The 23,841-nt window shown below is 35.4% G+C and carries 23 protein-coding genes and 2 pseudogenes; 3 read left to right on the top strand and 22 right to left on the bottom strand.

Going from position 1 to position 23,841, the window contains the following annotated elements; translation table 11 throughout:
* Positions 1-17: 17 nt before the first annotated feature.
* Together ACQKMI_RS11270 and ACQKMI_RS11265 are read right to left on the bottom strand one after the other, a co-directional pair.
* Positions 18-1,379: a sensor histidine kinase gene (locus tag ACQKMI_RS11270; RefSeq protein ID WP_427488896.1), complete on the bottom strand. Its 1,362-nt coding sequence runs from the start codon at positions 1,377-1,379 to the stop codon at positions 18-20.
* Between the two features lie 40 nt (positions 1,380-1,419).
* Positions 1,420-2,136, bottom strand: a complete 717-nt coding sequence (locus ACQKMI_RS11265; RefSeq protein WP_427488895.1) for a cytochrome c biogenesis CcdA family protein — start codon at positions 2,134-2,136, stop codon at positions 1,420-1,422.
* Between the two features lie 509 nt (positions 2,137-2,645).
* Here ACQKMI_RS11265 and ACQKMI_RS11260 point away from each other — a divergent pair.
* Both ACQKMI_RS11260 and ACQKMI_RS11255 read left to right on the top strand, forming a co-directional pair.
* A complete protein-coding gene (locus ACQKMI_RS11260; RefSeq protein WP_427488893.1) occupies positions 2,646-3,551 on the top strand; it encodes an NlpC/P60 family protein in 906 nt (301 codons plus the stop codon).
* A gap of 378 nt (positions 3,552-3,929) precedes the next feature.
* A complete protein-coding gene (locus ACQKMI_RS11255; protein ID WP_427488891.1) occupies positions 3,930-4,082 on the top strand; it encodes a hypothetical protein in 153 nt (50 codons plus the stop codon).
* 166 nt (positions 4,083-4,248) lie between these two features.
* Here the strand turns inward: ACQKMI_RS11255 and ACQKMI_RS11250 are convergent, their stop codons facing one another.
* The 11 genes from ACQKMI_RS11250 to ACQKMI_RS11200 form a co-directional block, all read right to left on the bottom strand.
* The gene (locus ACQKMI_RS11250; protein ID WP_427488889.1) at positions 4,249-4,935 is read right to left on the bottom strand and encodes a diphthine--ammonia ligase; all 687 of its coding nucleotides are present in this window, start codon (positions 4,933-4,935) and stop codon (positions 4,249-4,251) included.
* A gap of 131 nt (positions 4,936-5,066) precedes the next feature.
* Positions 5,067-8,237: an ATP-binding cassette domain-containing protein gene (locus tag ACQKMI_RS11245; RefSeq protein ID WP_427488888.1), complete on the bottom strand. Its 3,171-nt coding sequence runs from the start codon at positions 8,235-8,237 to the stop codon at positions 5,067-5,069.
* A gap of 221 nt (positions 8,238-8,458) precedes the next feature.
* Positions 8,459-8,875, bottom strand: coding sequence for an SRPBCC family protein (locus ACQKMI_RS11240; protein WP_427488886.1), 417 nt, complete (start codon positions 8,873-8,875; stop codon positions 8,459-8,461).
* Positions 8,872-9,198 (bottom strand): ArsR/SmtB family transcription factor, encoded by a 327-nt coding sequence (locus ACQKMI_RS11235; RefSeq protein ID WP_427413999.1) that lies wholly within the window; start codon positions 9,196-9,198, stop codon positions 8,872-8,874. The genes ACQKMI_RS11240 and ACQKMI_RS11235 overlap by 4 nt, the downstream gene beginning before the upstream one ends.
* 229 nt (positions 9,199-9,427) lie before the next feature.
* Positions 9,428-10,882 (bottom strand): ATP-binding protein, encoded by a 1,455-nt coding sequence (locus ACQKMI_RS11230; protein ID WP_427488884.1) that lies wholly within the window; start codon positions 10,880-10,882, stop codon positions 9,428-9,430.
* Complete coding sequence (locus tag ACQKMI_RS11225) at positions 10,875-11,561, bottom strand: response regulator transcription factor (RefSeq protein ID WP_427488882.1); 687 nt, start codon at positions 11,559-11,561, stop codon at positions 10,875-10,877. Before ACQKMI_RS11225 ends, ACQKMI_RS11230 begins: the two co-directional genes overlap by 8 nt.
* 630 nt (positions 11,562-12,191) lie before the next feature.
* Entirely contained in the window at positions 12,192-12,617 is a 426-nt protein-coding gene (locus ACQKMI_RS11220) for a MaoC family dehydratase (RefSeq protein ID WP_427488880.1), read from the bottom strand.
* Positions 12,618-12,767: 150 nt separating this feature from the next.
* Entirely contained in the window at positions 12,768-12,923 is a 156-nt protein-coding gene (locus ACQKMI_RS11215; RefSeq protein ID WP_427488878.1) for a hypothetical protein, read from the bottom strand.
* Between the two features lie 249 nt (positions 12,924-13,172).
* Entirely contained in the window at positions 13,173-13,499 is a 327-nt protein-coding gene (locus ACQKMI_RS11210) for a hypothetical protein (RefSeq protein ID WP_427488876.1), read from the bottom strand.
* A 53-nt stretch (positions 13,500-13,552) separates the two neighbouring features.
* On the bottom strand, positions 13,553-14,239 hold the full coding sequence (locus ACQKMI_RS11205) for an ABC transporter ATP-binding protein (RefSeq protein WP_427488874.1): 687 nt from the start codon (positions 14,237-14,239) through the stop codon (positions 13,553-13,555).
* Positions 14,240-14,249: 10 nt separating this feature from the next.
* Positions 14,250-15,677, bottom strand: coding sequence for an ABC transporter permease (locus ACQKMI_RS11200; RefSeq protein WP_427488872.1), 1,428 nt, complete (start codon positions 15,675-15,677; stop codon positions 14,250-14,252).
* Between the two features lie 216 nt (positions 15,678-15,893).
* On the opposite strand from ACQKMI_RS11200, the pseudogene ACQKMI_RS11195 reads away from it, so the two are divergent.
* Positions 15,894-16,170, top strand: a pseudogene (locus ACQKMI_RS11195) (SDR family oxidoreductase); the annotation flags it as partial.
* Between the two features lie 69 nt (positions 16,171-16,239).
* Here ACQKMI_RS11195 and ACQKMI_RS11190 read toward each other — a convergent pair.
* The 9 genes and pseudogenes from ACQKMI_RS11190 to ACQKMI_RS11150 form a co-directional block, all read right to left on the bottom strand.
* A pseudogene (locus ACQKMI_RS11190) lies at positions 16,240-16,365 on the bottom strand (hypothetical protein); the annotation flags it as partial.
* Between the two features lie 42 nt (positions 16,366-16,407).
* Positions 16,408-16,818: a hypothetical protein gene (locus tag ACQKMI_RS11185; protein WP_427488870.1), complete on the bottom strand. Its 411-nt coding sequence runs from the start codon at positions 16,816-16,818 to the stop codon at positions 16,408-16,410.
* Positions 16,819-16,922: 104 nt separating this feature from the next.
* Positions 16,923-17,237 (bottom strand): DUF5713 family protein, encoded by a 315-nt coding sequence (locus tag ACQKMI_RS11180; protein WP_427488868.1) that lies wholly within the window; start codon positions 17,235-17,237, stop codon positions 16,923-16,925.
* A 70-nt stretch (positions 17,238-17,307) separates the two neighbouring features.
* On the bottom strand, positions 17,308-18,972 hold the full coding sequence (locus ACQKMI_RS11175) for an Imm51 family immunity protein (RefSeq protein ID WP_427488866.1): 1,665 nt from the start codon (positions 18,970-18,972) through the stop codon (positions 17,308-17,310).
* A 14-nt stretch (positions 18,973-18,986) separates the two neighbouring features.
* The gene (locus ACQKMI_RS11170) at positions 18,987-19,214 is read right to left on the bottom strand and encodes a hypothetical protein (protein ID WP_427488864.1); all 228 of its coding nucleotides are present in this window, start codon (positions 19,212-19,214) and stop codon (positions 18,987-18,989) included.
* 660 nt (positions 19,215-19,874) lie between these two features.
* Positions 19,875-20,285, bottom strand: coding sequence for a hypothetical protein (locus ACQKMI_RS11165; protein ID WP_427488862.1), 411 nt, complete (start codon positions 20,283-20,285; stop codon positions 19,875-19,877).
* Positions 20,286-20,541: 256 nt separating this feature from the next.
* Entirely contained in the window at positions 20,542-22,224 is a 1,683-nt protein-coding gene (locus ACQKMI_RS11160) for a DUF6138 family protein (RefSeq protein ID WP_427488861.1), read from the bottom strand.
* Positions 22,225-22,334: 110 nt separating this feature from the next.
* The gene (locus ACQKMI_RS11155) at positions 22,335-22,499 is read right to left on the bottom strand and encodes a hypothetical protein (RefSeq protein ID WP_427488859.1); all 165 of its coding nucleotides are present in this window, start codon (positions 22,497-22,499) and stop codon (positions 22,335-22,337) included.
* Positions 22,500-22,571: 72 nt separating this feature from the next.
* Positions 22,572-23,813, bottom strand: coding sequence for a DUF6138 family protein (locus tag ACQKMI_RS11150; protein WP_427488857.1), 1,242 nt, complete (start codon positions 23,811-23,813; stop codon positions 22,572-22,574).
* Between the last annotated feature and the right edge of the window lie 28 nt (positions 23,814-23,841).

The following is a 23,841-nucleotide window of genomic DNA, read 5'->3' as shown; positions in this document are numbered from 1 at the left end:
TATATTCCTATCCCCTTCTATATTGTGATTGTAAATGTACTGCCTTCTCCAAAATTGCTTTCCACTTTAATTGTACCGCCATGGGCCTCGACTAGTTCTTTAACTACAGCAAGTCCTATTCCTGAACCCCCAAAAGTTCGCGAACGTGATTTTTCCACTCTGTATAATTTTTCGAAAATCAATTCCAGTTCGTCTGAAGGAATACCGATCCCTTCATCAATTACGTTTATTACTGTTCTTTCTTCTTGTTTTATTGCTTCTATTATTACTCTCGTGTTTTTATCTGAATACTTCATAGCATTATCTAATAAATTTAGCATGATTTGCTCCAGTCGTATAGAATCTGCGTATATTTTAAAATCCTCATCACAAACAAGAATTAACTTTATGTTATTCATGTCAAAAGAAGGAGCAACTCGTTTACAAATAGTATCTAAAAATGGATGTGCAGAAAAATATTCCTTTGACACGCTAAAAGAGTTTTGATCCATTTTTGCTAATTCTAATAAGTTTTTTACAAGTTCTTTCATTCGATTTGACTCTTCTGTAATAATTTCAAGATAGTGATTTCGATCATTTTCGTTCAAATTTTCTCTCATGGCTACTTTTGAATACCCAATTAAATATGTTAAGGGTGTGCTTAATTCGTGCGCTATTGATGCCAGAAATTCATTTCTTTCTTTTTGTAACCTTTCTAAATCATCGGCTAACTTCTGAATCGATCTTGCTAACTCACCGAGTTCGTCTTTTCCTACATCAGCTAGGCTTACATTAAAGTCGCCATGACTTAATTTTTCAGTAGCCGCTTTCATACGGATTAAAGGTCTCGTTAAGACTTTCGATAATAATGCATATATTGCAAGAAGTACGACAATGCTAGTAATACCAGATATGAAAAAGTGCTTATTCAAATTATGAACCATTTCTTTGATAGCACTTGTACTTTGAAACATGACCACATAACCAGATTGATCTATATTTATTTTATAAGGGTGCGCGCTGACTATATATGGAGAGTTTCGCCAATCTGCTACTAGTATTTGATCCTTTTTTTTACTTAGATTTTTTACTAAAGGCATGTATTCTTCTACTATTGTGTGATTTAAAGTGGAACGACCTATAATACGCCCATTTATATCTGTGATCATGACTTCTCGATCTTTATTCTTTTCCATTAACACGATATGCTTAATAGTCATATCTGAATAATTCTCCAGTAATACATCTCTATGATTTTCTCCATTTGCTAATAAACTGGCTAGTTCCTCTTCAACTTTCGACTTAATAATATTTCGATGTAGGTAAAACATAAGAAATAATTCCATGATTAGCACGACAACAAAAAAACTAGCTGCTAATTTAGTAGAGATTTTATTCACCTTATTGCATGCTCCTCCTTACCTCAACGTTTTATATCGTCTAAAATCCTGTAAATCCTCCTAAAATCGGTGTTAAAAACGCGATCACTTTTGTCATCATATCCAAATATAACATGATTCCCATAATAACCATGAACACACCCCCTACTTTCATAAAGAGAGCACTTCGTTTTTGAAACATTTTCATTTTCCCAATAAATAGAGACATAACTAAAAATGGAATAGAGAAGCCAAGTACATAAAATAGCATATATAAAATTCCTCTACTAGGATCGGATATGCCTAATGCAATAACTCCAGCTAGAATTGGACCAGTACACGGAGTCCATCCAGCAGCAAAGCCCACACCGATAAGAATAGAACCAAAATATCCTTTAGGTCTTTTCGTAAACTGTATTCTCTTATCTGAAAGTAAAAAATCGAACTTAAAAACACCTAAAATGATCAAACCAAATATCACGATAATAATAGCACCAATTTGTCTCAGCAAATCTTTATGCATAATAAAAAGAGAGCCGATAAAAGATGTAGACAGACCTAAAGCCAAAAATATAATAGAAAAACCAAATAGAAATAAAAGTGTATGTATCAATGCTTTACGATGAAATACTCCTTTGTCATCCTTTAGTTCATTAAAGGACATCCCCGTAACATACGAGAGAAATGCTGGGTAAAGTGGTAATGAACAAGGGGAAACAAACGATAATAACCCTGCTGCAAAGGAAAGAAACAAATTCAATTCTCCTACCAAAGCCATTCACCAATCCTTCCTTATCTAATTAAACACATCAATTATTTAGTATAAATAAAAAATATGAAAAATTTATGGAGAATGTCCAATTGTGTTTATGAAAATACAATTGGGATGAAAGATGCTATTTCGCCCTTTGTGAACTAGCTCGTAAAGAAAGTCTTCGTTTATAAGTATAAAAATCTAGCTAATAAACGAGGCGTTAAACTGGAATGGACAAACAGTGCCATAAAGCACTAAATAGGATTAGATGTGGGAAAACAATGCATCACGTAAAGTTTTTATATTGGATGAAACCACTAAATAAACCCTTTAAACCCTCTATAACCATTTATTTAAAATTTTTTTAGTAAAATTACCCATGATTATTGCAGAAGTTTTACACAGTTAAAATTAAGGTTTCAATTTTGCTGATTAACGGTAATCGGTAATATGATTGAAAAATAACTCATGGCTGTTTCATGCTATTCTTACTTTATTAAAAACTGAAAGCTTTTTGAAAGGAGTAAGTTTACATGAAGAAAAAATGGTTACTTCCCATTTTTGCATCGTTTATGTTTTTCACAGGCATGGGTGTTCATGATGCGAAAGCGGCAACAATAGCAGATATAACAAATACAGCAAAAGAATATATAGGTGTTCCTTATCAATATGGAGGGACAGACATTAAGACAGGTATAGATTGTTCAGCATATACACAAATTGTTTTTTCTAAGTTGGGGATTTCACTACAACGTACATCTACTGCTCAATATCAGCAAGGTACTTCGATTGCGAAAGCTCAGTTAAAAACTGGTGATCTTGTATTTTTTAATACTTCGGGAAGCGGTGTTTCCCATGTTGGCATTTACATAGGTGACAGCAATTTTATTTCAGCTACTACAAGTTCTGGGGTAAAAATCGATAAACTCAATGATCCATATTACTGGGGATCTCGTTACGTAGGGGCAAAACGCATAGCAAATTTCACTGAAGGGGAAGTAAAAGATGCTGAAATCGACTTTAGCGTTTATGCATCGCGTGGAGAGGTAGCTCTTAAACTGGCTAAGCAATTAAATTTAGATACTAGTAACACCAATTCAAGTTTTCCAGATGTAACACCATCGTCTAAATATGCGGGTGCTGCAGAAGCACTTAAAAAAATCGGCGTTTTTACTGGTGATGAAAATGGGAAATTTAATCCAGGTTCTCCTATGACACGTGGTCAATTATCAAAAGTTTTAGTGGAAGCATTCCATTTAAAACAACAAGGAACAGTAGAACAATTTGTTGATGTTCCAAGTACGCATTGGGCTTACAATTATGTATCCATTCTAGCTTCCAATAAAATTACGGTTGGTAAAGGTGACAATACTTTCGGGGTGAACGACAATGTCACACTAGTACAATTAGATGCCTTTATCCAACGAGTAGCTCAATAATTTCAAGAAAAGGTGTTTCATCTATGGATGAGATGCCTTTTTTCGTTCTTTTGCTTCTAGGCAATATTATTTCACACCCCTCCCTTCTTCCAATCACTATACGTATAAAAAAAGCCAGTACTAATTTGTACTGACTTAAAAACTATTCCATTTGGTATCAAAAATAATTCTATTGCTAAATGTGATATGTAGTTTAAATCCCCGCTTCATGATAATGAAAATATCAAATACTTTGCAAAACACCGTAGTTCTAATCCAATCGACTTTAGGCGCAACCTTCTGGTATTAAACGAATAACTGCCTCCCACAACTTTTTCGAGCTTCCCCCTTTTATAAAATCTCTGGATATTTAATTCTTGTCCAATGGAAGGTTTCAATATGGATAAAGTAACAGAAGTTCTTGAACATGAATTATTAGATAGTGGAAAATTTGGTGTATCAGTTATGGCAGCGTTCGGATACCGATCTAAAGAACCAGCCCATGAAAAATCAAGACAAAGTCGAGAAAAAGTTGTTCAATGGATTAACTAATTATCCATTTGTGTTTTGTAATAATTGTTAAATAAAATATGGATTATACAACATGAAAGAGCCTTGCTACAATAAAAAGTAGTAAGGCTCTTATATTTTTATACTATTTTATACTTCTGTGCCGCATCTAATCTCGCTATAAGGTTTTTAATACTTAAAATGATTCCTAATCTAGTTCCAAAGGCAAAAAGGCATATTCTCCGCTTCTAATAACATCACATTTACGAACTGGAATAGGTTGTTTGAAAATTGGCCCATCTAATACTGTAGTATGGAATTCTCCACCTTCTCCGCAAGGGTCAATATCGCGCGCTTCAAGCTCTTTTACGTATTCATGGGTTAACGTTCGACCTAAATCGTCCTCTCGCATACCTAATGATAAATTAACAGTGACAATGATGGTAACAAATCCTAGGTTTATGAATTCATCGACAGCTTCACGATGATTCATTTCCCATAAAGGCATGCCTAGTTTTAAACCAGCATTTTTCGTAACCCGGTCATGCCAGCAGCCATGTTCAGGCATATCTAAGTCACCTGTTACTAAAACTTCTGCACCTTGATTTTTAGCTTTTTCTAACAGGCTCATAAATATTTTTTCATAATCGGTCCAGCTTGCTGCTGCAGTATAAACAGGTAAACCTATAGAATTAGCTTGAGCGCGTATGAGTTCCGGAGGCATTCCATGAGATCTGGAACGTTTCCCTTCTTCCTCCATCATGACGATTAGTCCAACCGCCTCTCCAACTTGCATTGCTTTATATAAAGCTAAGACACTATCCTTTCCTCCGCTAAATGAAGCTATAAATGGATGCCCTTGAGCATTATTTTTCCAGTTCACTAATTCTGCCATTCTTATCTTTCCCCTTTTATTCTAATAACTTTTTATAAGCTCTTTCTCAGGATAACATAAAAACTCATTTGCATTTATTTTTGCAAATGAGTTTTTGAGGTAGCTTTCTTTTAAAATATGGCTTGTTGTAATTAATTATTTTCCACAAGGCATTGGTAAATCGCCATCATCTCTCGTTTATTTAACTCACGAATTCGATTGAAAATGGGAATATCGGCAACAGCCTCTGTTCGTAAGCTTTCAGCCACAACATTGCTTACTTTGCCAGTTAGCCATGTTTGCACGTCTACGCCATCGACAATTTCCTTACGCCCTTCATCATTGATACCACTTTCGTAGCAACGAACACATGGTACTGATAATTTATAAACGCCATCATGGAGATTATCTTCGGAAATGACTTTCTTTCCACTACAGAATGGACATTTATGACTTGCTTTAATTTTATTAATTTGTGTAACAATTTTTTTGTAGCCAAATGCTTCATAAACGTACGTTAATTTTTTGTATTTTCCATTCGTGAAATACTGATCAATAATCGCTTCTCTCGTTTCGTCAATATGTGCGAAATCACAGATTGTAACTAGGTTTTTGCTGCTTATGGCTTCGATATTATCTTGTATTTTATCCCAGAATGGTAAAACATTTTGTAGGACTATTTCATATCCAGCAAAACTTGCGAGTTCTAATTCAAGCATTTTTAACGACACTTGTGTCTCTCTAGGAAGTAAGGAGACATCCTCCGTAAGTGTCATATCGCCACCAACAATTGTTTTTAGTTTTTCAAGCTCTGGTAAGTTTCCGATCGTTTTTATGACCTCATCGATCGGTTGATGAATTAGCTCACGAATATCAGTGTCCCCAAATGTTAGTGTTTTCTTATGGTTTAGCACGGCTCCTTGACAGATTGGACAGGCAATCATCTCTTTTGATGCTTTCATTTGTTCTTTAATAATTGATTTCGAGATCACCATATAACGTCCAACAATAAAATTAAAACCTTCCCATTTTTTTGAAGACTTCGTTACTTTATCATAAAATGATTTTTCCCAATAACCATATAGGAATGTATGTCTTTCTTCTGCTGTCATGTCATTGTAACTTTTACTAATATCTTGACCCAGTTCATTCTTAATCTCATCAAACAGGAACTGTAATTTCGGATATTGATAATAGTTTAATACGTCCATCACGTCTGAATGTAATAGGCCATCCCAAAATGGCAATGTTTTGTCTTCTATGACCAAATCAAAATCAAATTTTTCAATTTGCAGTCGGCCAGAACAGCTTGGGCAATGATTTTCCTGACTAAAGAAGTCGAAGCTTCTTGTATCTTTATTCGTCGGATGGGCCGCCACAATATGGTTGATGAGGCCACCGATTTCATATAAAAAACTATATTGACTATATAAGTGTCTTTCTAAATCAATGGCGACGACAGGTGCAATAGTTGCGGATTCGTATTCACCATAAATTAATCGGGCCATCGATGACAAGCTTTTTAAAATACCGCCTTTGTAGATGTTTTCGGCATTTTTAAAATAGATAATATGATTCTCTTCTAAGTAATGAATGCCATTTTTTGAATCTAGTGTTGAAGGTATATGCAATGGAGCAACATTATTTGTATTGTGATGTTGACTAAAATAATCATCATGACTGACAACATCCAGATGTCGAACAGGTTCCTCCTGTCTTTTACCAAAATCTACGATGAAATCAGAGCTTTCCATCATATAAGCATTATGTTCAATCATCAATATAGAGACGGATTCATCTTGCAAAATGTCCCTAACACTATCAATAAATTGGTTTAAAATATTTTGTGATAGACCTTTAGAAGGTTCGTCAAAAATAAACAGAGTATGGGGGTTTCTTGCGTTCGAAAACAGCTCAGACACTAAATGAACACATTGGAATTCACCTGTTGATAAGGATTGTGTTTTTCTTTCCAACGTCAAATAACCGAGTCCTAGCTTGATCAGTAAGCTTAAACGTTTATGTGCGATGTCTTCATTTGGAAGCTCCTCGATAATGTCCTCAATAGAACGTTGGAAAATATCATCAATTTCGTCACTGTATTTCGTCATTTTCTTTTTAATATCAAGAAACGTTGCAACCGTTGATCGGCTAGTAATTGATTGGTTTCGGTCTTGTCCTACCATAACCAGTTTATCTTTTGGATATCGTTTTTGGAAATCCTTAGAGATACACTCATTGACAAGGGTCGATTTCCCGCAGCCAGACTCACCTGTAACGGTTACGAGTCTATTTTTAGGAATCTGAATGTCAGCCATTTCAATGTTACGACAGTAAAGTTCCTGGAATTGATAATAGTCTGTAGGTATTGCCTGATTTCGTTCCCCATATACTGGTTCTGGACGTGGTGATACTTCGACAATTTTACCGCCGTATTTCCCACTGCCAGGTCCAAAAAACAGCTGCTCATCCGCTGTATCTAGCACCGTATCAGAATGATCAATAAGCCAAATTTGGTTTTTATAGCCCAATTGTTTAATCTGCTCTAAAATTTTCAACAGCGTTTGATGATCAAGTCCAACAGAAATTTCATCAATAATAATGACCGTATTTTCACTAGCTGCCATAAATTCTGCTAAGTACAATCGTGTTAATTCCCCACCAGACAAAGTCCCCATGATTCGGTTTAACGTTAAGTAACCCATATTCATTTGGATAATATTCGTAAGAACCAGTTGTCTTTCTTCGCTAATCGCTAATTCCTCAGAAAGGGAATAAATCGCTTCTATACTTAAATTGTTAATATCGGAAATACTATATGGTTGATTCCATAATTCAAACTTATATTGCTCAACTTCCGGATTATAGCGCTTTCCCTCACACTTTTTACATTCGACATTTTTGGTCGTACCACGCCCTTTACATGCAGGACACCAACCTAATGCATTATTAAAGGAAAAAACTTCTGGCGAAAGATCAAACTTATCTGCCAGCTTTTCACGAATCTCTTTAAAAACACCTGTATGAGTACCGACCGTTGAACGTGGATTGGCAGAAATGGATGATTTCCCGAGAAAAAGGACTAAAGGCATTTCTTGCATCTTAATAGCACTAAAATTCGTTTCCATAATAGTAGGAAATAAATACTGATATTCAGCCTTTGGTAATAAAGAAACGAGACGCTTTTTGGATTCTTCACCAATTGCTTGGCAAAATGTAGTTTTTCCAGATCCGGACAATCCAGCAATTCCTAAAGATTGATCTTCCGGCAAGTCAACATCTAATCGGTTAATATTGTTAGCAATTAATTGATTTATTTTCATCGGATTTTCTCTCCATTCAAACTAGTACTGTCATGTTAGCATAACTTAAAGTGTATTTGTTGTGTTTTGACATGCCAATCAATTATGCCTCGGCATAATTGCGTTGGAGTCTTTAACTTCTTTCTGCTTTTTCTGAAAGAAGTTAAAAAATGACGCTTTCCGTGTTCGGAAAACGTCGAATTCTTGAAGAACGGTTTATTTATATAAACGATTCATATTGATTATAGTTCTGCTAACACTTTTTCGAGCTGTTTACCATTATTAATCCAAGCATATTTAGCTCCCTCGATTGCTCCTTGACGAGCTTTCGTTGCTTCACTAAATCCAGATTGATCAAAATGTAGGCTAGTAATACCATCTTCACCTTGTATCAACGTCCACGTAACAGTAGTAATTTCTCCAGCACTTGCCCATGTGTAAGATAATGTATGAGGTTCATCCACTATAAGCACCTCGCAATTGACAATTCCATCCCACCATTCATTTGGCTCTGCTCGGAATTGAAATTTATGCCCTACGATTGGCTTAAAGTCATTTTTCCAGATCCATTTTTCAAGAGTGTCTGAATCCGTTAATGCGTTCCAAACTTTCTCGATTGAACTTGTAAATTGATAATCTAAAGATACATCTGCTTTCATTTTTTTTCCTCCAATATAAGATTTAATTTAGCCATTCTTTCTTTCCAGAATTCTTCGTAATACGATACCCAATCTTGAATTTCTTTCAATGGATTGGCATTCAGCCGATACCTCGTTTCCCTACCTACCCTTCGAGCTATTACGAGATCAGCATCTTTCAGGATAGCCAAATGCTTAGAAACGGCCGTACGCCCCATTTGAAATTGAGCCGTTAATTCGTGAAGAGGTAATTCATCTGCGTCTGCCAACAAACGTATTAATTGACGTCTTGTTGGGTCAGCAATCGCAGCATACACATCACGCTCTAGATTTTTCTCGCTCAAAATCTCCTCTCCCTTATGAATATGACACTAAATGGTGTCTTAATTATATGACACCATTTAGTGTCCAGTCAAATATTATTTTTGACAAAATGGCATTCGTTTTATTCTTTTATTTATCAATTATATAGAAAGCATTTCACAACAATAAAAAAGAGTGCCAAATACCTTTCCAATTTGTCCCTCTTTTAATTGATATTATTATGTGGAATTGAATTTTTTAAATTGCTAGCTACAATTTCCCTTTAGGAATAGTAGCTAAAAATTGAACACCATTTTGAGTATTATTCATTAAATAGGTAATGGAAAGTGATTCAAATATTTGTTTTACAATATAAAGACCCAGTCCGCTGCCACCAGTATTTCTATTTCTCGATTTTTCGATTCTATAAAACGGCTCAAACAATTGTTGTATTTCCTCTTCTTTAATTATGACTCCTGTATTGATCACTTGGAGTTGAATTTGATTTTCTTTTGGAAGCTCAGTCACCTCTATAAGCACCGTTTCTCCTTGCGGTGAATACGTAATCGCATTATGAATGATGTTTTTGAAAGCTTTTTCTAATAAATCACGATCTGTGCGTACATTCATATTAGGAGAGATTTGTTTTATAATCTGAATGTCTTTTTGAGAAGCAAAAAAACCGAGATCTTTCGTTATTGAATCTAATAATTCTAAAAGGTTGACTTCTTCCAATTGTAGTTTAAAGGTCTCTTGTTCTAATTTAGACATGCTCAAAATCTCTCGAACTAATTGTTCCATTCCTTCGATAATTTTGTGGTTTTTTTCTAAGTAGAGGTCACGATTTTGATAAGGGCCGATATGATATATCATCCCTTCTAAATATCCTTTCATAACAGTAAGCGGAGTTTTTAATTCATGTGCAACTGTTGCGAAAAATTCTCGGCGTTTTGTTTCGATTTTTCTCTCTCTTTCAATATCATCTTTTAATTGCTCATTTGCTTTTTGTAAATCGAGCATAGTTCGTTGCAAATTATTCGACATCTCATTCAAGCTATTGGACAGTTCCTCTAATTCATCATTTGATCGAACTTCGATGTTTTCGGAAAAATCCAAGTTCGCCATCTTTTGCGCACCTTCATTCATATAGATGAGAGGTTTTGTAATGAACCTTGAATATAAAAAGGCACTTCCTAATCCGATACACACTACAATGATACTTATATAAGGGAGAAAACGGACTAAGACATGTGTCGCTTCATCAATAGGTTGTAATGTCGCAAAAACAGTAACCATTAAATTATCTTCATCTAGGAATTGAATGGGCAAAGTAATATTAAATGCATTATTAAGGCTTTCTGGATTCTGTATTGGTGCTGTTTTTGCAGTAAGTATTGGTCGTTGCGTATTCCCTTGAATAAAAAAAGAAGGCGAGTATATAATCGTTCCTTCTTTAGTTTGTAAGTAAATGATGGCATTGTTTTCTTTCGTGTACGCATCCAAAAGTGGTATCGCATTTTGTAATGTTACATTTTTAGATTCACCAATTATTTCCTCTATGCCAGATTGGAGTTGATTCGTTTTATATTGTTCATAAAATGTTGGAAGGAAGAAGTATAACGTTAAATAAATCAAGACTGCAAAAGATAACAATATGAGTGAAGTGATCATAAAGAGCTTATACGTTATTCGTTTCATCTTCATGATGTTTACAATCCTATTCATCGATTTTGTATCCAATACCCTTTACTGTTTTAATATAGGGTATATTTAATTTTTTTCTTAAATTTTTAATATGTGTATCAATCATCCGTGTTTCTCCTGCATATTCATATCCCCAAATTTTTTCTACAATAATTTCTCTAGTAAGCACCTTTTTTTCATTATGAAGTAGTAGTTGTAAAATTTCGAACTCTTTAGTTGTTAACGGGATTTCAACTTTATTTACATAAGCCTTATATCCGTCACAATCGACATTCAGTTCATAAAAATTTAAATGATTATCGCTATTTTGATTACAACTTCTTCTAAGAACTGCTTGTACTCGTCTAATCAACACATGAAATGAAAAGGGTTTTGTTATATAATCATCAATCCCTATATCAAAGCCTTTCATTTGATCTTGTTCTTCTTCTAAAGCCGTCAACATAATAATGGGTATGCTTGACTGACTTCGGATCATTTTGGCAACTTCAAATCCATTAAGGTTTGGCATCATGACATCAAGAAGAATTAAATCAAAGGATTGTGTATTAAATCGTTTCATTCCCTCTAGCCCATCAGAGGCAACCTCTATTGTATAATTTTGCGTCCTCAAAAACTGTTTAATTAATTCTTGAATTTCTAAGTCGTCTTCTACTACAAGAATATGAAAATTCATCGATATATCCCCCTCGAAGCCCATTATAACCGTTCAATCTGTAGTTTATGTGAAGATACCTCATATTCCCTTGAAAGATCTACTATCCTCTCATTCATAAAGCAAATATTCATGTTGACATGGAATCTATAAATGCTGCCAACGCTATTTTTTTCTTTTCTCTTAAAAGGTCGATAATCTCATTTGCGAAGATGGGTTCTTAACGACGTTATTTTGGTAACCTCATTGAGAGCATAATCGACTTGATGTTGCTTAGAAATAGAGTTTGATTTAAAACACCTCATATATCCGTATTTTATGGTAAATTAGATAAACCCATTTTGAAAGATCAAAATGGATTTTTATCTTGCCGTTTGAAATTAATGTTTTTTTTAAAAGTCTAAAGATATGTTACCTAATATTCAACAATCGCGCCCGTTAATTGAATCACCCAATATATAATACCAGGTCTGGTATCTCCTTATTCCGATAACACTGCTAATGTTAACTCTTTCCCTTATCAGTCCATAAAACTCTGTATAAAAATGCGAGCTCAGCTTCTGCAATTCTGGCAGGTAAATCGCCATTTTCGCTTCCTACAGCACTCAGCTTAAGAATTGTCCCCTTTAATTGAATTACTATTAACTGGTGGTGTTCAATAATTTAAAATAACCTTCATCGCTTTATCAATGCAGATAATTCGCCCTCAAAAACTTTTTCTTCCTTATCATTGAAAGTAGATAACAATACCGTTAGGATACCCATTTCATTCTTTGTTACTTTCTTATCAATAACCTTTACAATGATATGTAGTTCATCATCAGGATACACCGGCTTTATAAATCTAATATTATTCATTCTTGTTCCTGCAATAACATCCTCACCATATTTACCTTCTTCAACCCAAAGCTTAAATGAAATAGCTAGTGTATGTATCCCAGAAGCAATGATTCCATTAAATCTTCCCTGATTTGCTTTTTCCTCATCTAAATGCATATATTGGGGGTCGAACTCACCTGCAAACCTCATTATATCCTCTTTTGTTAATTTGTATGGTTTAGTTTCGAACACATCTCCAATTGTAAATTCATCTAACTTCATAAAAACACCTCTTAAATATTAATTAACACGATTACTTAATCTATTCTAACACCTACTATTAATAGTTAGTATTACTTTTTCCTTTCCGATACCCGTTCAATTTCATAGGTTTAAGATCATAATCTCTTTCGATTGCCTGAAATATTTTTCTTAAATAAAATGTGTAATGGGATGAGGAACAACAAGGCCAGTTTCATTATCCTTTACCACTATAGTAATCACTTTTCTAGGTTCTAATTGGTTGTTACCTAGTAAATGTTCTATTTCTGTTTGTATAGTAATCCATCTATATCTATCTAAACCCATATTTATTTACCTCTCTTATTTAATTTTTGAATATCAATATTAGTTTCAGAAAATTACAGAATTCATATCTCAATTAAAAGATATGAATGAAAATTACGAAAATATAAACAAGCTAATATATCCCGTAATAAACTATTTCGGGTAAAAAGAAAACACTTGAATATACTAGGTATATCAAGTGTTATACGTATCATCATTCGATATTATTCTTTTTCCACCAAAACTAAACACGCAATACATTTAAGAAATTCAATTAGGAGATGTAGAACCCGATGTAGAGCCTTGTATCATATCCTCTTCTGAATTAGATGAGTAAGGATCCCTCTGTTCTGGTGACTGTTCACCTGGTTTTGTTGTGAACTCCTCCCATTGTTCTGGTGTCATTTCTCCTCTGGGATTTGGAGATTCCCACTGACGCTGATCAGGTGTAACTTCTTCTGAATACGTGTTATTATTTTGGTCCATAATGATTTCACTTTGATCCAGGTTTCCACCTAAATTGATCAAATTCGCAAATAAACCAATTGCTATTCCGATAGAAACTAAACCAATAGATGGTGCTATTCTCGTCCACATTTTTTTCACTCCAATCTTATATTTGACTTCTATTCCAACTACATTTTTACAAACTAGATATTCTTCAAATTCTTACAAACCAAATTTCGTTTTTCAAGATAAACTACCTTATCAGATTGTTTAGCGACTTCTTGGGAATGAGTGACAACGATAATACATTTGTTTTCTTTATGAGCTAGTTCTTTAAACAATTTGACAATTTCATCCGAAGTATTCTCGTCTAGATTACCAGTCGGTTCATCCGCGATTAATAAATCTACTTCACAAGATAATGCACGAGCTATGGCTACACGCTGTTGTTGACCGCCGCTAAGCTGTAAAACCTTTCTTTTAGCTTCGATTTCCGATAAGCCAACCATTTCTAATAACTCAAGCGCTCTTCTCTTTTTATCATTTATGTTAACTCCTGTAATTTCCATTGCCGTGACAACATTTTGCAGAGCCGTCATATACGTAATGAGATTATATGATTGGAAGATGATCGAAACATATTTATTTCTATATTTATCTAAACCAATTTTCCGTATATCTTTTCCTTTGTAAAGTACATGTCCTTCTTTTGGGTTATCTAATCCACTTGCTAAACTAAGTGCGGTTGTTTTTCCTGAACCGGATGGACCTAAAATGCTATAGAAACATCCTGTTTCAAAGGTAAAATTTACATTCTCTAATAAAGTATTCTTCTTATTATTACTTTGATAATAGTAATATAGATTTTTAAATTGTAATATAGTGTCCATGTGACTCCTCCTACTCATCTTTTAATAGTATTTCTTTTGGATTTAAACGAAGAATTGATAATGCTGGTAAAAGTGTTGATAAAATCGCAATTAATAACCCTAATCCACCTAAATTCAACACATCTTGTGATGATATACTTACATCAATATTGTCGATAGGTTCAATATCTTTATCTTGTTTATTCATACTTCCAAACGAGAATCCTAAAGTATTTGATTCTTGTTGTTGATCTTCGGCAGCAATCACTTCTTGCTGTAATAAACTGTCGCCCATTTTTTGAGACACTGTTTTACCTGTAATGATAGAAATACCAAATGCTAGTACAGCTATACATAGTACTTCTACTAACAGTTGTCCTATTAATTTCCTCTTTTTTTCACCGATTGCCAATAAAATACCTAATTCCTTACGTCGCTCTTTTATGGTCAACATAATAATAAGACCTAATATAATGGATCCTGCAATGGATACTAAATAAACAATCATTTTGGACGTAGCGGCAATATTCTCGATAGGGCCTACCATTTTTTGATATAAAGCATCATGCGCATCTAGCTTAAATAAATCAAAATCAATATTTGTTTTCTTTGCCTCTGCTTTAAAATCTTGAATATTCTCTGGATCATTTAAGTAGTAAATTGCTTCGTTAATAGATACACCCTTTTTATCACTTTCTTCAGACATTTCTTTCGTCGCGTCATAAGTAGTGTATACTTTGTTAGATGGGTGCATCATAGATGGTAATTTTTCCTCGAAGTCAGTTATCCCGGAATTTTTGTATATCCCTATTATTTCCAACTCAACCCCTGATGTTTCATCAGTTGATTTAATCTTTAACTTATCACCAACTTGAAGCTCGTTTTCTTCGGCTAACCGTTTTTCAATCAGAGCTACTTTCTTATTCACATCCTCTGATTCAATTGAACGACCGTCAATAATTTCATTCGTTCCATCTGTAAATTCTTGCAATAAATCGGATCTTTTTACGCCTTGGATCAATGTATTAGGCATTTTCATATTTCCAGAGTGATTACCACCTACTGCTCCAACTACCCCTTCATCATCCGTTTCACTATTAATTGGTGCAAAATCATCTGCTACAAGCATGTCACTTTTAAGATAGTTGTAGTCTATTACATAAGGTGATTTAGCTAACAGGTCTGCTTCATCAGCAAAAAGTTCAGGGTGTTGTATTTTCCCATTTGGATTCTCTTGTCGCTGTTTCGCTACATTTTCCATAAGCTTCTCTTCGTCCATTCTAAGACTCACGTCAACACCTAATGTTTGTCTAGCGTGATCATTCGCCTTTTGTGAAACATTTTGAATAGCGAAACCCGCTAATACTAAATTGGAAACTACTAAAAATACAGTAAATAAAATTAGCGATTTCCCTTTCCTAGCTTTAACACTTAAAAATGCTCGTTTGATAAAATTCATTTTTATTACCTCCTTGATAGCTATACTATAAATGGGTAACCTGTAGTTTATATGGAGATACTGCGGAGTTTATCTAGAGATTTAAAGGAATGTATGTGTTTTCGGAAAAAGAATTATTCTATTAATAAAAAGACGCAATTTCCCCACCAAATTGATATTTTGGTGGGGAAATTGCGTGCTGTTATTATTTATTCAATTATTTTAGTATCCATAGGAATACTTTGCTCATCTACTCCCTATGCAGCAACGAAATCAGCATTCACACAATAACTAGATCGCTAGCTATCGCATTAACACCTAATATTAGATTGAATTGTATTGTTCCTGGTGCAATTGAAACGAGAAGGTGGTCTGGGTGGTTCAACTTGCAGGTAATTTACCACTGAAAAGAATTTCTACACCAGATGATAATGCAGAGGCTATTCTATTTCAATTGACGCAAAAATCTGTGACAGGACAAGTTTTCACAATTTATAATGGTCAAACACTTTGATTTAAAATAACCCACTTTTCTAAAGTGTTAAACACCCTCTTTTTTAATTGATAAGAGGGTGTTTGGACATTAGTATGCTTGAGCAAACCAAACCGTATGCTTTGCTGCATTGTCACAGCAAATACGAGTAGTTTTCGTAGTTGGTGGATGAAACGGAATGTTACGGGAAGTATATTTTGTCTCTTCTTTCACTTTTTCATTGTTTCTAAATTATTTTTCTCGTTTTAATCAAGGTACTCACCACTCACGCCAGTCATCTGTTAACTCATAACGTCCAAGATTCTGATTTTTAGTAAGGTCATCAATATCAAGTCCACAATGAATCAGCACTTGGTCAAAATAGTCGCAAAGCTCCTCTCGTTCCTCAGTTTCAATTAATCCGCCTCCACCTACCTCATTAATCTCATTAAGGGCAAGTACCGCCGTTTCAATAGATTTCATAATTGCAGGATAGCTATCTGGGTGATTTGGCAGTTTCGCAATGGATGCTGCATACTGCTCTAGCACCATTTCCGTCTGATGAATAAAACTATCTGGAAACAATTCCGCGTAAATACAGTCATCTTTCTCAATCAATCCAGCAGTAAATTCTTCCTCTTCTTTTCTTTTTGCATTGCGCCAGCGTGACGTTGGTCGAATATCTTGCATAGGCCATTCTCCTTTATCTTGAGTTCTAATAAAAAACCTCTTTGAAAACCCTTATAATATAGTGTATTGACTAGCACCGTAACTTTTATTTTAAACTTAACACACTACCATTCACGTTCTCTTAATGCGTCTTCAATATCAAGCTTCACGTTGTATACATCCAATATATCCATAACAGTTAATGCGATACTATCTCGTGCAACCGTTTCAATTTCACTGTCATGTTCTAAGAACTCGTCTTCTAAATCATTAATCGCACGTGTAATTTCATCAAATTTTACTTGTATATCTTCTAATGAATGGGGACCTTGCTCTAAATAGCGGACAATTTGCTCCAACAAAACTTTAATTTTATCAACTAAAAATTTAGGATAATAACTATCTTGATACATTCCCTTTAAAAAAATGATTTCTTTCATCTTATATTCCTCCATTAAATCTATTATTCTTCAATAATATCCAAATAAAACTAGTTACTTTTCCCCTCTATTAATCCAAAATCGCCCTAGAAAATAAATCATGTATCAGTTCATCATTTTCACATGCTTGTTTAAATCCAACAGCGAATCGCAGCAATGCGTCCTTTTCGCTGGCATATGCACAGAACATATCTGCTTCTGGGTCGAAACGCACAATGCCTTCTAGCTCTGGCAACTTCTCTTGTAAATACACATCCGCAAGCGAGCACCAATCGTAGCCGTTACCTTGGAATCCTTCGTCTTTCCGTGTTTCAAACAACTCCTGTTTATAAATGCCTACTTCTAACAGCAACGAAATATTTCCATTATCATGTTCTAGCCAACTATAAGGTTTAAGTTCTTCATTCACCATTTGAGTATGTAGACTAGCTATCTTATCCGCTGTAAAACTTAATATACCCTCTTGACTTACAATTTCCCCCTGCTCTATACGTTCATTTAACCAACTTGAAACAAAGTCTGGGGCATATCCTCCTGTACTGAAACCTTGTGCAAGTGCGATGATATTCTTGTAATCCGCTAAATATTGAGCTTGCGTCACCTTCGAATTAGCGCCAGTGTACAACCAAAACTGGATATCATACATCAGCATGGATGTCTCGTCTGCATGTAAAGCAAAATAGCCTTTGTCCTCTACAATTTGCGTACAAATACCTCGAATAACTGCTTCCAACCGATTAACCTCTCCAGCTTTTTCACATAACGACTGCAACAAAGGAGAGAATGGTACATGTTTCACCATATCCAAATCGTCAAGTTTATCTTGTTCTGATGTATCGAATACTTCCTCATTCACCAATCCGCCAATAAAAGTCGCAAAGTTCGGCGCAAGGAAAGTAATATAGTAATCAGCCTCTTGGTCTACATGTACAACAGCAGGTTCACCATCTGCACCACATGCACGATAATCAAGCATAATGACATCATGACCTGCTGACGGGCAATCGGCTATGACAACGCCAATATTTGGGTAGCCCCATTCTTCCAACATAAAACTACTTCCCAAACTGCCACACAAGCTATAAGCCTTTTCGCGACCAATGCCCATAATCCCTGTAATCGCCACATGATCTTCTGCCCATGAAGTCGGCATAACCGTTGGAAAACAAGTGTTTATTGGTATACCGCCATTCTGTTGTTGCATAAACCAAATATAATCTGCTGGCAATTTATAGCCAAGTTCCTCTTCTATTGAAGCAATCATTTCAGTAGTGGGGGATACTTCTACATAATTTTTATCCGCATAATCGCTTTTTTCCCAAAATTGACTGAAATCCCGCTCATGAAAAGGTACAAGCTTGATATCATCTAGCGCTTCCGCTGACTTTTTCATAATATTCCGACAGGCTACTATATACTCTTCAGTTCTAGTATCAAACTGTAATTCCTTCGCTTTTTCAAATGCAACCAGTGCTTCTTGCCATTCCTGGATATAGAAATAAGCATAGCCGACACGCCAATGCCAATCCGCATCTTGTTGTCCCTGTTTTTTAACTGTGCATAACTGGGACAACGCTTCATGATAACGCCCTAAATTATTAAGCGCACGACCATAATGACCTACTATTTCGTAATCTCGCTCTGGCTTAGACAATTGTTCAATCGCTTCTACAATTTTTTCATGTTGATTTTCCTCATACCATTTTTCTAACATATTCAATAATTTTTTTGGCATAATCCAACTCCCTCTCAATCATCTTGTAATTCAGCTAAACAAGTATCTTGTATCTCTTCTGATGTTTGGCTAACAATAATGCCTTCCTCATGAATCACTAAATCAATCAACTCTTTTGCTTCCTTTAAAGAACATCCTGATAAGTCTATCAATTCTTTCATAAAAGGCAGATAATAACGTTTTGCAAATTTTTCTCTATATTTATTAGAATCTATTGTTGTGTTGCCAATCGGATAAAACATACTTTCACTTCCTTTGATATTAAAAAAATTATAAAACAACAAACGATTGTTCTTGTCCGAACTATATATCTATAAATCTCTAAAGTGAACCGTTAGCTGTAAATGAGTTTAATTTTCATAAATAGAGGATATTATGTATTCGTAGTAATCATCTTTGCTATCTTCAACAAGAGTTAGATCAACATTGTATAATCTAACTCTTGTTCCTACCCAAATCTTTTCTTCATCTCAGATGTTAATTAAGTGAATCCATATAGATGTTTCCTTCGTGACACCTCTAGCCAGTAATTACTTTTACTAACACTTGAAATTTAGACCAAACGCATATGACCATCACATTAAAATCGGAGTCAGATGCCCCAGTGCTAAGGAGCATAAGCGTTGATCTTCTGAAATATTTTCATATAAAATATGCCCCCAGAAATAGTGATTGCCTTAGAACTTGCTTTCAAAGTTCAATCGCGTCAATGTGTATAACAGCTTGTAAAGTTGGTTCAATAATTGAACGATATTTCTCGAATTTTTGTGGGAAATGTAATGTCATAAAACGAGCTCCTCGATTCAAGTTAAGTCTATTATAGAACAAACGTTCTTGTTTGGGCTAGTCTAAAATACAAAAGGAGATGTCTGAAAAACTCTTCATCTGCAGGTACGGTTTTTTCATGAAATAGGACTTCCTTCAACATTGGGTAAATCGCCTCGTTCGTAACTTTCCTTCATTTCCAGAACAAAACTGTTAACTCGGCACGTCACAAGGAAGCCAACAATCAGCCTTGCATCATCGGATGCATAGGCGGCTAGGTCAGAGTGACTAGTCTGTCCAATGATTGTTTCGTAAATTTGCTTACTGGCGCGATCCTGAAGCATCTCTATCTTCTTTCGATCCGCCACCAACATACTGTCAATGATAGCTGTCAGGTCGCCATGTGCAGCCAGCCATTGTGAATCAAACGGGTCGGCATCCCGCTGATCCAGGTACTGATCAATGACATCAGGATTGCCATATTTCAGATTGACTTCAAATTTGGACAACAAATCGATCCAAGCAGTAGTCTGATTAATATCTAACAATAGAATCCTCCTCTTTCTTGATTGTTCTCCAACTCGATGGCGGTGATCATATCTGATTTTTTATCAAAAGCAACTGCGATTTTAACTATCTTGGAGCTCTTTTGCTCTCGATTTAAGCAATGCTTTAATTTCATCTATTTTCAACTGAAACATGACAGCTAATAAAAATGACATATTAGCTAGAATCTCCTCAACATTGCACTTCCTACTTTACAGAGTAGTCCTGTCTTTTAAAGAACTAAGGAAAGCTAACCAATTAGTAATCTTCCATCCAACCTACTAATTTTTCTAGCATTTCTTGGTTTGGCGCTGATTCTTTTTCAATGCGCTGTGCTAATTCCTCTACACTACCAAAAATTTGATATAACACATAGCTACGTTGGTAAACTTCTTTGTTCTCCAGTTGATGTATCAATTCAGCTAGCAATTCCAGTTTATCAATGTGAATTCCTTTTAACTGCTCGAGTTCCCCCTCATTTGCGCTAAGTAAAATGTCAATCAGTACAGGCATCCGTTCCACTGATAGATCGTGCGTGTTAAGAAAAGCTTCCGCATAGTTATTTTGTACAAGCTGGTGCTCTGAATCAACAAGTGACATATAGCTTTGCACAAGGGGAAAATAAGCATCGCTATAAAGCCCTAAACCAAATACAGCATATGTTCCAGGCATAGCGGATAGCTCGCTAGGCTCCACGTCCTCATACCATGCATATTCCTCCATTGCCACTTTTGCATAGTCGGCAATCAATGGGAACAGATTTGGATACGCAAGGCAATTTGCAAAAAATTGATGCAGCTCAGTTTTCGCAAGGCCTTGAATCGGTAAATAGTTTTCTTCCTGACTCTCTAACTGTAATCTATAGCCTTTGACAAAGCCCGCTTGTAACAAATCGATGATGTAATGCAACGCTTCACGATAGGCTTCTTCTTCCTCAACAATGATGTGAATTGAAATGAATTTTCGAATATCATTGGCTGCTCCTTGAAAGCGCACACTTTTCCTTCTATGTTCAAAATGATTACTGCCATTTTGTAAATAATCCTCCGCCTCTTGTGAGCCAAGTTGCTGCGCCAATTCAAGATATTGCTTACGTGTATCAGGTTCTTTAGATCCGATTTGTAAGGCAATATAGACGAAGAACTCTAGCTCCTTCTGCTTAGGTCTAGCCACTGAGTATAGTATCCATCTCGTTTCATATTCTCCTGTCTCCTCAAAATAAACCGATAAAATATACTCCTCTGCCCAATCTTTAAATGCCAATGTATAATCATATTTCCACTGGTTTAAGCGTTCTTCATTCCCGCTATACTTCACCAATAACCGTTGTATTAATGGTTCGATATCAGCTACGCGCTGATGGAAAAAATGTGGATTGACTAGGCAACGAGCAAAGAAAAATCCATCTTTCTTGGCAGGACATACAGGTAAATCAGCCATCACTTTTGTTTCAATAAAAGTAGTTAACGTTTGTTTCGCTAATGTGAATTTGTCGTTATTTAGTAGCTCTTTTTGATAGCAAATCTCACGCCCCTCGTGCTCAAATTCCAATATAAGTTGAAGACGATAATCAAAAAGCTTCGCATGATATTCATCGGATTGGAAAACCGTATCCATTTTGGCACATAAAGCGGAAAATAATTCTTCTATTTGGTTGATGTCTGTAATCTCTTGCATGTAATCGCCCGCTGCTACTTTATAAGCATCATCATGCCAACTAAATGGCTCATATGTATAAATCGAAATCGTTCCATAATGAGGGGTTCCCCATTGTAATTTATTCAATTTTTCTGATGTCCATTTCACCTTTACATAATGATTAACCCCTATATGGAGCCGGCTCCAGTCCTTCGTTTTGCTAATTCGGTCGTTTTCCTGCTGATAAAAGCGCTCTAACTGCTGCCATACATCCGCCAAAAACTGTTCTATATACTGTGACAAATTCATTTCCTCCCATTTGATTGTTTTGAAATAGAATTCCGTAAATATTGTTTTATCAGTAGTTGTCTTCGCGTCACATATAGGACAATCGTGATTTCTTAATTATCAAACTACAAGTAGCTAATTTTTGCACCAAAACCACGACTATCCTTATATTCGTATATTTCAATATCCATCAATTCATCACTAAACGGCAAAGTCAGTGCCCCTTGCATCGCTATGACTTCTTTTACAAATGCCGATGTTTCATCATTAAATATATTCTTTTCCTTCAATTACTTGTAACGTTGATGAACTAAATCAACGAGTGTTTCTTTCGTTCGAATGTATGATTTTTTCTTCTATTGTTATGACACGAGCTCCTTCAATATTTCCTCAAAACGTTCACGATATGGCGATAAAATTCGCAAAAATTTCGGGTTGGTGAAGTCATTCAAATGGACAATCTCAAAGCATGCATATAGTAATGATGCAACATCCATATCCTTGTATTCTTCCATACGTTCATTTTGTTCAGGTGAAATCACTGGACAAAGCTCGATAAAGGGCGTTGTCATATATTTTTCAAGCCATTGTAAATTTTCATCCGTATTCATCGCCTGTTCAAAGAAAGGTTCGTATGGAACAGTTGGCACGGTTGCGACAATGTAAGCAAAGATTGGCAATGTTTCAGGTGTTAACCCCCACCTTTCTACATAAGCTTTCGCAAAATATTCAGTTGGTGGTGAATGATCAGCATCGCATATTTCCATATAGTCGATAATGAGTTTGCTATAACTTTTATCGTATAAACCAAGGCCAAAAACGGCAAACGTGCTTGGCATTGCCGCTTCCTCATCCGCAACATCCCCGTAAAAATGATACTCAGCCATTGCTTTGTAGCTATATTCCACAAGCGCGGCATGTAGGTTAGGATAGCTCAACACCTTTGCAAAAAAATGATGGGATGGTGTGACAGGTAAACGCTCAATCTGCAGTAGTAAATCACTTTCCCCTTCATATAAAATGCTGTAGCTTTTCGGGAAATCCTCCTCCAATAAAGTATTTAAATAGAGCATGGCTTCACGATACGCTTCCTCTGTTTCTTCTTTAATATGAATCAAGATGGTAGCCAGCACATCATTTGCATAGCAATAAATAAGATCAGATTCAGCTCGTTGCTTATTGATTGGCAAATCGCCAGAACCAATTGTGAGTAAACTGTTATACGTTTCCGTATCTAATTCCTTAATCGTTCGCAATAATTCCTCAACCGTTAACGATTCAAAGCTTGCACCATATTTTCTTAAATTGATGGCATAATAGCGCAGCAATGGCAAATAAGCGAAAGATTTCTGTTTTTGCGTGAAGCGAGAAAGACAGTAGCGCTGTGTTTCAAAGTCAAGCTCCTGACGGAATACGTCTAATAATGCAAGCTGTTGGTAATGGCAAAGTACCTCTGTTAAGACGAAGGCATCAAGCGTAAAAGAGGTCGTGCGAATGCTAGCAGGATAATGGCCCTCTTTATCAATTGTATATTGCTTTTCAAGCAACTCTTGTGCTAGCTGTTGCCATAATGCTTCGTTTTCTATAAATTGTTCGGCTTTCATTCGCTTGTCCCCCTATAATTATATCTTG

It is taken from the genome of Lysinibacillus sp. NPDC097214 (assembly GCF_050277945.1).
In the GTDB taxonomy this organism is placed as follows: Bacteria; Bacillota; Bacilli; order Bacillales_A; family Planococcaceae; genus Lysinibacillus; species Lysinibacillus xylanilyticus_B.
The sequence above is the reverse complement of the archived record's forward strand: the minus strand, read 5'-3'. Positions and strand labels throughout refer to the sequence as shown.